6 protein-coding genes are annotated in these 6,274 nt (G+C 29.5%); all 6 read right to left on the reverse strand.

Translation table 11 applies throughout. The features are described from left to right. A partial coding sequence (locus D8805_RS09705) for an SAG1250 family conjugative relaxase (protein ID WP_125417082.1) occupies positions 1 to 1,655 on the reverse strand: 1,655 nt, incomplete at its 3' end. Continuing rightward, the gene (locus tag D8805_RS09710) at positions 1,642 to 2,007 is read right to left on the reverse strand and encodes a MobC family plasmid mobilization relaxosome protein (protein ID WP_061706388.1); all 366 of its coding nucleotides are present in this window, start codon (positions 2,005 to 2,007) and stop codon (positions 1,642 to 1,644) included. The genes D8805_RS09705 and D8805_RS09710, both read right to left, overlap by 14 nt. 4 nt (positions 2,008 to 2,011) lie before the next feature. Further along, positions 2,012 to 2,368 carry an SAG1252 family conjugative relaxosome accessory protein gene (locus D8805_RS09715; protein WP_004261348.1) on the reverse strand — a complete coding sequence of 119 codons (357 nt, stop codon included), beginning with the start codon at positions 2,366 to 2,368 and terminating at the stop codon, positions 2,012 to 2,014. A 372-nt stretch (positions 2,369 to 2,740) separates the two neighbouring features. After that, entirely contained in the window at positions 2,741 to 3,370 is a 630-nt protein-coding gene (locus tag D8805_RS09725; protein WP_125417086.1) for a 4'-phosphopantetheinyl transferase superfamily protein, read from the reverse strand. A gap of 9 nt (positions 3,371 to 3,379) precedes the next feature. Beyond that, positions 3,380 to 4,906: a phytoene desaturase family protein gene (locus D8805_RS09730; RefSeq protein ID WP_125417088.1), complete on the reverse strand. Its 1,527-nt coding sequence runs from the start codon at positions 4,904 to 4,906 to the stop codon at positions 3,380 to 3,382. Between the two features lie 7 nt (positions 4,907 to 4,913). After that, the coding region (locus D8805_RS09735) for an FtsX-like permease family protein (RefSeq protein WP_142999750.1) at positions 4,914 to 6,274 on the reverse strand (1,361 nt) is incomplete at its 5' end.

Here is a 6,274-nt window from a genome sequence, read left to right on the forward strand (position 1 = left end):
CTTTTACCTTGAATACTATTTTCTAAATTGCTAGAACTATTTGCCGTATTATTCAACAATACTTCCTCTAAATTAGTTAAATCATCAATTTTATTTTGGACTTGTTCAATCATATTCTCTAGATATGATATTTGGGCAATGAAATCATTTGTTATATCTTCAAAATCATTCGGACTATTTTCCGCAGATATAAGAAAATCTAATTGTTCTATTTTTTCTTTAATTTTGCTAAGAGGAATTCTTCTATACATATACTGCGGTTCATACTGAAGATTAAATTGCCTAATCAAAGTTTTACCTTTCATAAAGCGATTTTTTTCTGCTGAATCTTTATGATATACATAGTAAGAACTAGTTTCTCTGAGAAATACTTTAACTTTTTCTTCTTCCATATTGATTTGAATATTTGGTACAAAAATAAGTCCTTCTTGTCGGATACCAAACTGTACCTTAATGTAAATTCCATCGTCTACTACTTCTTCTATTTGATTAAGATTCAACTCTACTTTAAACTCATGAACTGCATCCCTATTTCTCTTGAAATCTTGATAGGATTTCCATACCACCTCTTCTGTCGGCAACTCTTTTTCTTTAATTAGCTTTTCTTCATTGTAAAGTTCAACTAAATTTTTATTATCTAAGACAACAGTTTCATTTTTGTTATTAAAATAGTCTTGAAAATAGCTAACACTATACCGATTCATTTTTCCCAATTCCTGTTCTGAAAGCTTTATCTCATCAAATTCAAATTGAACATGTTTTTCTTTCGGAATTATTTTTAATCCAAAAAATTGTGCTTGTTGAATCAATTCATTCATATTCTTCATTTTCGGAAGTAAAAATTCTAAGATGTTTATGATTTCCCTTTGTACAAACTTTTTCTTAAAATAAGTTTCATTATAAGGTTGTTTTCTACTCAATTTACTATCACGTACGACTTGTTTCATATTTGAATCAGTCATAAAAAACGTAACATGCTTGTGTCTAAAATCAATTTTTAAATGTAAAGCTTTTGCTTTTTTCTTGAAATCTTCAAAATTTTTCGAGTTCTCGATTAGAAAATATACTCGTTGTTTTATTTCATATTTGTAATTTGATTTGCGATAAACTTCATACTGACGATGGGAATAACGATTTTCTATAATTTTTGCCCCTGCAATTTTTGAAAGACGATCAGAAACCATTCGTAGATTATGTTCTGCCTTATAATCCCATAGAAACTTTTTATCAGAATTCTGATCAATTGAATTTAGGATGATGTGATTGTGGATATGATCTTTATCGACATGAGTTGCTACAATGAAACGAAATCTACCTCCTGTCAACTCTTTAACTGTCTCATAACCAATCCGATTGATTTGTTCGGGAGTAAGATGATCATCTGGAGAAAAAGACTGAATAATATGATGAGAATGAATTCTTCGTTGATTTACTTCTTGCCTATCATGACGAAATTCATAAAGACCATCATTACTTAAAAAATTATCATTGTACATCTTCACTAGTTCTTTATAACTAGGAAAATCTAAATAATTTCTCATACCAAAATCTGAAACTAGTGCTAGATTTTTTGTTTTACTTGGATTCAAAATATATTTGACTAGTTTGCTACGATAATTTTTTCCATGAATCGCAAAGTGTTTAGTGATGACCATAAAATTTCCTCAATTTTTCAGATTGAATAAGAAAATCTTTCTCCACTTCTACTATTAACTCTTCTATACCTTTTCTCAATTCATTTAACTCAACTTCCGTTATTAAATTCGAATAATTTATGCTTCTGGCTATTTGATTAATATTATTTCCGATTCGTTTTAATTCAAAAATCAAATCTTGATAACCAGTTGTATCAATGGTGATAAAATTCATGCCTGGGTCAAGTAGGGTTCGTCGAGCATATTCTGAAAAAGATTGACAACCGCTTTGATCGATACAATGTTTCAACTGACTCAATTCGCTATCAGACAGAAACACTTTCTTGAGATTGGTTCGGTAACGATGTTCCATGTACTCACCTCATGTATTTATCACGGAAGTCTTGGCTGAGGGGAATAGAGTTTCCAACTTCTTTAATCAACTCCTGTACGCAGGTTAAGAGAATAGATACATGATCTTGGGTAACTTGATGTTCGGACTGTGCCAATATTAAAACACCATGAACGTCACGACTGATTTGTTCTAGTTTTTGGGTTTGCCAGAGGGCAAACCACTTTTCAGCAGTCATTTCAAACTCTTCCTCCAGCAATTTATTTCGAGCAAAGGGCGAAAAATGTTCAAATCCCTTATTTTTCATTATCACTTCAATCATTTCCAATTCATTTGCGGTTAAATTAACCTCTTTGCGAATGTCTCTGTATTGTTCTGACATACTATTTCCTCACTTTCATCAATGGTTGGACAATCCCCGACCCCGTATTAACCACGGGAAACTTGCAAAGACAAAATCTATCATCTTGTAAGGCTTTGCGAGCTCAGATATTGTGTCCACAATATTCCAAAAATCATATCGCCAACCGACCAAAACATTCCAGTTTTGACAGTCAACGATAAGATAACTTGGTGGCTCCGCCCCCAAACCCCCAGTGAAGATTTGAGGTTTTATTTTCTTAGGAATGATATAAGAATAGCAGAGAAGATTTGGAAAAGGTATCACACTGTTTAAAAGAGAGTATGAAAAAAGAGCCTGAACTGGCTCTCATGTAAAATAAATATTATGGAAATAGTACATGACAATAATCAACTAATTACATATTATACAAATCATAAAAATATAATTATTCAGTGTAAAATAATAAAATGCTAGAGAAGAGTGTTCTATTGTCCCAAACTTATCACTAACTTCTAAAATTATCTCGTTTTTTAGTAAATCTAAATTCTTTACAACAACCGAATTGAAACCAAATTTAAGCCCCATACCAATTGATTTAGTAAAAGATTCTTTAATCGTCCATAATAACGTATAAAAATAATCACTGGAAACACAAACATTTATTTGTTCTATACAATCTCTAAATAGATACTCATATTTTTTAAAAGAACGAATTTGCGAAGTATCAATACCAATACAACTATCCGAACACGCTACGAAACAAATTCTATTATCGTGAGAAATAGAGATTTTTAATTTTGATTCAACTCCGTCGCTATATAATATTGGTTGACCAAGTCTGTATTCATTATCTGAATTTCTAATATCTATTTTTTTATATTTATATCGTTTATCTTTTTTAACTAGATTGCAAATCATTCTTCTAGTAATTTTTCTGCAATCTTCCTTTTTATCCGTCCTTGAACTGCCTATGCTAAATTTAAACAAATTTTTATTTTGTTTCCCCAATGAAAAACTATGGATGCTACCTTTAATAATCATTTTTTAATATTAACCATAAATATCATAGAATGAATTATTATTCTCTATCGGGAAATCTGAAAGTATCAAATTTGCAGTTTTTAAACTTTCTTGCATAACACCGTTTACACCCCCAATGACTGAAACCCAATGACTCGCAAAATAAAGATTTCTAAAAACTCCCTGATTTTGCGGACGATTTCTAGAATATACTAAATTTTCATATTTTTCAAATCCAAGATAAGCACCTTCTGTATTCCCACTCCAGCTCTCGTAGGTTAACGGAGTAGCTGACTCTATAAATATATATTTACCTTTTATTTTGGGGTATCTTTTTTCTAAATCCATTATAATCTTATTTGTCAATTTTTTCTTCACATCTTTATAATTTTTGCTTCCCCAATTGTTCTGATATTCATATGGAATTAATAACCCAACACTTATTTGAGATTTCCCTTTTGGTGTAGAACTTTCATCTCCACTAAATGCAGTAAAAATTTGACACCAATACTCTTCCGGTAATTCTAGTCCTTTAGTCTGCATCATCCTTCTAATTTTAGCAATTGAATTTTCATTAGGATAGTTAATTATTGATCCGTTTTCTATTTCCAAATTTTCTAACGTATCATCTAAACCAATCCATACGCTAAAACACGACCTAGATATCTTCCATTTTGAAGTTTCTAAATAATTTATTATCCTATTTTTCGGTAAGTTATTTTTTCCAATTAGATTAAAATACGTTTTATTAATATCCATACTTGAAACTATAATATCAAATTCATATTTTTTTTCATTGGATACTATACTTGTTACTTTATTATTTTCAACTTCAATTTTGGTAACTACTCCTCTTTTGTGAATTTTACCACCAGCCCTTTCTATTTTATTAATGCATTTTTTTATTATAGAATATGCACCACCTTCAGGTATATAATATTGTCCTTGTCCCTTCACTTCAAAGTATGTCATTGGTATTGCCATAGCAACACTTTTTTCGTCTAATTCTAACATAGCTAGAATAATTTCTTTTAAAACTTTATCCTTAAAGTATATATCTACAAATTCACCTGCCGTTCTCTTAAGGTTTGGTATATAAAACTTAATTTCAGATACAGATAGTCTCCTAAGGGTCATATTATTTTCAAACACTTTATTCATAATATCGTATAATTTTCTAATATCAACAAAAAATTTTTTTATTTCCTCAGAAAATTTTGGAAAATATGAAATAATTTCATCATCCATTTTTGGTGTACATTGATTAATTTTTATCTCATTTCCAAATTGATAATATTCATTATATGTTTTCCATTCAATTTTTCCAATATTTGCTTGTTCGCAATAAGAATCAATCATGGTTTTACAACTTTTGGATCCTATTCTTAAGACTGCTGGATGAATACTAAATTTCTTTCGTGGAAATGACTGACAATAACCTCCTGGAATAAGATTTTTTTCAAACACCTCCACCTTATATCCTTTATTTGCTAATAAAGCACCTGTAAATAATCCACCGATACCACCACCAACTATTCCAACTGTATATGTTTTCATAAAATTCTCAACTCTCTAAAATTTCTCTAAAAGAAACTTTTTTTAATTTAAATTTGAAATAATTCAAGGTCAATTCTGTAACAAGCATAACGAATAGTAAGCAACTAGTCATTGAAACAATATCTATATTAATTAAGTAAGCGATATTAGAACTTTTCGTTAACATATTAAACATGACCTTACATAGAATAAAAGTATATGGCAAAGCTAATAGATAGCCAAATAATATTACAAAACGATAACTGTTAATTACTAAATAGTCACATTCCTTATCAGTGTAACCTATCAATTTCATAAATGAAATATATTTTTTATAATTGTTGACAACACCATTAAGTGAGAGAGTTAAAATTGTAACCCCAATAATTAAACCACATAAAAGTAACATTATGGAGAATATTAGATAAACTCGATTCGCTTGAGAAAGAGTTTTAGTTATTTCATCTTTAGAAATAATGCTCAAGTGCTCTTCCCCATTAAAATCAATTGAATCATTTGTAAAGATGCCATTATATACAAAACTACCCTCTTTTGTTGGCCAAAACTGCTCAGCATACTCCTCTGACATATACATTGTAGTACCGTATATATTTTGTGTAACTTCACCTATTCTAAGTTTATATTCTTTTCCATTTACTGAAATTGATATATTATCACCTTTATTTAGATTAAACTTGACACTCATCCATTTATTGATTACAATGCCATTTGCTTTTTTTATATTAATATCACTTCCGGTGCTATTTCTTAATTTCAAGAGTGATAGATTATCATTTCCTAATTCAACTAATTGCATTTCTACATTTTCATCCCCAGTTAACAGTATTCCTGTACGAGAATAAAACTTCAAACTAGTGTTGTACGAATTGTCATTTCGATCTTCAATGAAACGAACATTTTTTTCATAGCCATACTCACTAACTACAGCACGCTCTATATTATTTGGAATTATATATGTTGTATAAGCAAAAAGTGACTGAACCGTAAATGCAAAACCGCTAAATGCTACAAAAAATATTATTGATATTCTTGAAAAAAGTAGAATTTTTCTTGTTTGCTTTAGAAAATTTCTCTCCTTGTTTAAATTATTAATTTTTCGTATAATGATATTCCCTTTTAAATGATTACTACCTTTAATCATATCAAGGGCAGGATTTTTAACTTTAACGATTGAATAAATAAAAGCAAAAATTGTCATTAGTATTGCTGGAATGAAAACCAAATACCATATGTTATCAAAATAACTCACTTCTAGAAAAGGTATCGAAAACGCACTATATAAGGTTGTAAAGAAAGGATATACTGCTATTTTTCCAATTATATAGCCTAAACAAGCAGGAATCGTTACTATAATAAAGTAGTTTAAGT

Origin of the sequence: Streptococcus oralis subsp. dentisani (genome assembly GCF_003944205.1) — a bacterium.
Classification (GTDB): Bacteria; Bacillota; Bacilli; order Lactobacillales; family Streptococcaceae; genus Streptococcus; species Streptococcus oralis_BH.

Coding starts and splice junctions, on each gene's coding strand:
- D8805_RS09710 (WP_061706388.1), bottom strand. CDS start 2,007: ATGGAACATCGTTACCGAACCAATCTCAAGAAAGTGTTTCTGTCTGAT.
- D8805_RS09715 (WP_004261348.1), bottom strand. CDS start 2,368: ATGTCAGAACAATACAGAGACATTCGCAAAGAGGTTAATTTAACCGCA.
- D8805_RS09725 (WP_125417086.1), bottom strand. CDS start 3,370: ATGATTATTAAAGGTAGCATCCATAGTTTTTCATTGGGGAAACAAAAT.
- D8805_RS09730 (WP_125417088.1), bottom strand. CDS start 4,906: ATGAAAACATATACAGTTGGAATAGTTGGTGGTGGTATCGGTGGATTA.